The sequence below is a fragment of the Monashia sp. HAY1-2A genome (genome assembly GCF_056755315.1).
Genome location: NZ_JBNDHY010000283.1, coordinates 1 through 1880 on the forward strand (window position 1 = coordinate 1; position 1880 = coordinate 1880).

General features: G+C 67.8%; 4 protein-coding genes and 1 pseudogene. 3 read left to right on the forward strand and 2 right to left on the reverse strand.

Going from position 1 to position 1880, the window contains the following annotated elements; translation table 11 throughout:
- Positions 1-394 (reverse strand): annotated as a pseudogene (locus ACPYOM_RS21780) (tyrosine-type recombinase/integrase); the annotation flags it as partial.
- Complete coding sequence (locus ACPYOM_RS21785; protein ID WP_481347557.1) at positions 369-920, reverse strand: helix-turn-helix domain-containing protein; 552 nt, start codon at positions 918-920, stop codon at positions 369-371. The gene ACPYOM_RS21785 and the pseudogene ACPYOM_RS21780, both read right to left, overlap by 26 nt.
- A 102-nt stretch (positions 921-1022) precedes the next feature.
- Here ACPYOM_RS21785 and ACPYOM_RS21790 point away from each other — a divergent pair, with 102 nt between their 5' ends.
- The 3 genes from ACPYOM_RS21790 to ACPYOM_RS21800 all read left to right on the forward strand — a co-directional run.
- Positions 1023-1232, forward strand: coding sequence for a helix-turn-helix transcriptional regulator (locus tag ACPYOM_RS21790; protein ID WP_481347558.1), 210 nt, complete (start codon positions 1023-1025; stop codon positions 1230-1232).
- Complete coding sequence (locus ACPYOM_RS21795) at positions 1232-1444, forward strand: zinc finger domain-containing protein (protein ID WP_481347559.1); 213 nt, start codon at positions 1232-1234, stop codon at positions 1442-1444. The genes ACPYOM_RS21790 and ACPYOM_RS21795 overlap by 1 nt, the downstream gene beginning before the upstream one ends.
- Positions 1441-1880: hypothetical protein (locus tag ACPYOM_RS21800; protein WP_481347560.1), on the forward strand; the 440-nt coding region annotated here is incomplete at its 3' end. The genes ACPYOM_RS21795 and ACPYOM_RS21800, both read left to right, overlap by 4 nt.

Genomic DNA, 1880 nt, shown 5'->3' on the forward strand with positions numbered 1-1880 from the left:
GGCACACGGCGCGGACCGTGTTGACGCGAGTCGCGATCGTCGAGGGGGCGTATCCCCTTGCCTGCATGTCCTTGACCCAGCGCTCGACGTGAGCCTTCCGGAGTGCGGCCATCTTCACCGTGCCGAACGGGACGGAGCGGCGGACGAGGTCCGTCGCGACCTCGGTCATGGGGGCGTGGACCTGGCGTTGCGCCCACCGGCCGAAGTAGTCGTCAAAGGTGACCGCGCCGGCGCGAGGGTCGACATAGTCGCCGCGCACAACTGACGCCGTAACCTCGTCAAGCCAGCGCTGGGCATCGAGCTTCCTAGGGAAGTGGCGGGCATGCTCGCGCCCCGTCTCGTCGCGGTATCGAGCGCGCCAGGAGCCGTTAGGCCTGCGCTTGATGCTTGGCATTCTCGTCCTCCTCGCCGACGTAGTACTCGCGCAGGTTCTCGCCCAGAGGGTTGGTGACAACCTCGGCCCGAAGTTCGGGTCCGTCTTGGGTGATCTGCACCGAGTGGCCGGCTTTTCGGGCTCGTGCCGCGGCCTCCTCGAGCAGCAACTTGCGCGTCTCGATGAGCTGCGCCGCCTTCTCGAGCTCCTTTTGGGCTTCCGAGGCCTCTTTCTCTGCCATGTAACGCCGGTCCATGGCTTCGTCGAGTTGCCACTGCGCTCGCCACAGGTCCGCGAGCACAGGGTCCTCCTCGAGGCTCGGGAGGAGTGCGCGGTAAGGAACGGCGAAAACCTTTGCGAGAGCGAAGATTTCCGGCACGGTCGTAGGCCGGGTGCCGTTCTCGATCTTCGCCACCATCGTCTGATGGAGGCTCACGCCGAACTGCTCAAGCCGCGCCGCGAGCTCGCGCTGCGCCCAGCCGCGAGCCTTCCGGATCTCGCGCACTCGGTCGCCGAACACTTCTGCTGCGCTGCCAACACTCTCCACGCGCACAAACGCTACATGCGCGCTGCGGTTGACACAACCCAAACCGATCACTCACTCTGTTCTCGCACAGATTGACACGCTCAAGCGACAGGAGCATCGATCATGGCCGACGCGCCACAGATCCTCACGACCGCGCAAACCGCGGCGTTGCTCAACGTCCCGGTCGGGACGCTCCGCTGGTGGAGACACGTCGGGTGCGGCCCGCGATCCTTCCGGCTCAGCCCCAAGAAGGTCGCATACAAGCGCGACGACGTGCTCGCGTGGATCGAGACGCGATATGAGGCCGACGCGCCCGCGCGGGACGCAGGCTGATGGGCGACGACAGTGCTCACCCGATCGACCGGCCATGCCCATGGTGCGGTGCGGCCACGGGGGAGGCCTGCCACGCCCTGCGGCCCGGATGCGGGAGCTTCCGCACGCAGCGTCGCCTCGCCCTCGCGCCCGGCGGCTTCCACCCTGCCCGGATCCTCGGCCGCATCGAGTTCAACGACCACACGCCGGCGGTGAAGGCGGGCAGCGGATGACCTGGACGCGACTCAGCGACGACTTCCCCGACCGCGCGGACCTGCTCGAGGTCTCGCGCTCGGCCCGCATGCTGCACATCGAGGCGCTCATCTGGTGCAACAAGCAGCTCACCGACGGCTGGCTCCCGAGACGCGCTCTGGCTCGCATCGGCGACTCGGAGGAGCCCGCCCAGGATGCGGCCGAGCTCGTACATGCCGGCGTATGGACCGAGAGCGAACGCGGCTGGCAGGTCGACTGGCGCGACCAGGAGAGTGCGGCTCGCGTCGAGGAGCGTCGCGAGCTGGCCCGACGACGTGACGAGCGTCGCCGGCTGCACCTGGCCGGCGACCACTCGACGTGCGACGCATCGCGCTGCTGGGCACTCACGCGTGAGTCATCGCGTGGGCTCACGCGTGAGACTGTCTCTTATACACATCTGACGCTGCCGACGACGGA

Coding starts and splice junctions, on each gene's coding strand:
- ACPYOM_RS21795 (WP_481347559.1), top strand. CDS start 1,232: ATGGGCGACGACAGTGCTCACCCGATCGACCGGCCATGCCCATGGTGC.
- ACPYOM_RS21790 (WP_481347558.1), top strand. CDS start 1,023: ATGGCCGACGCGCCACAGATCCTCACGACCGCGCAAACCGCGGCGTTG.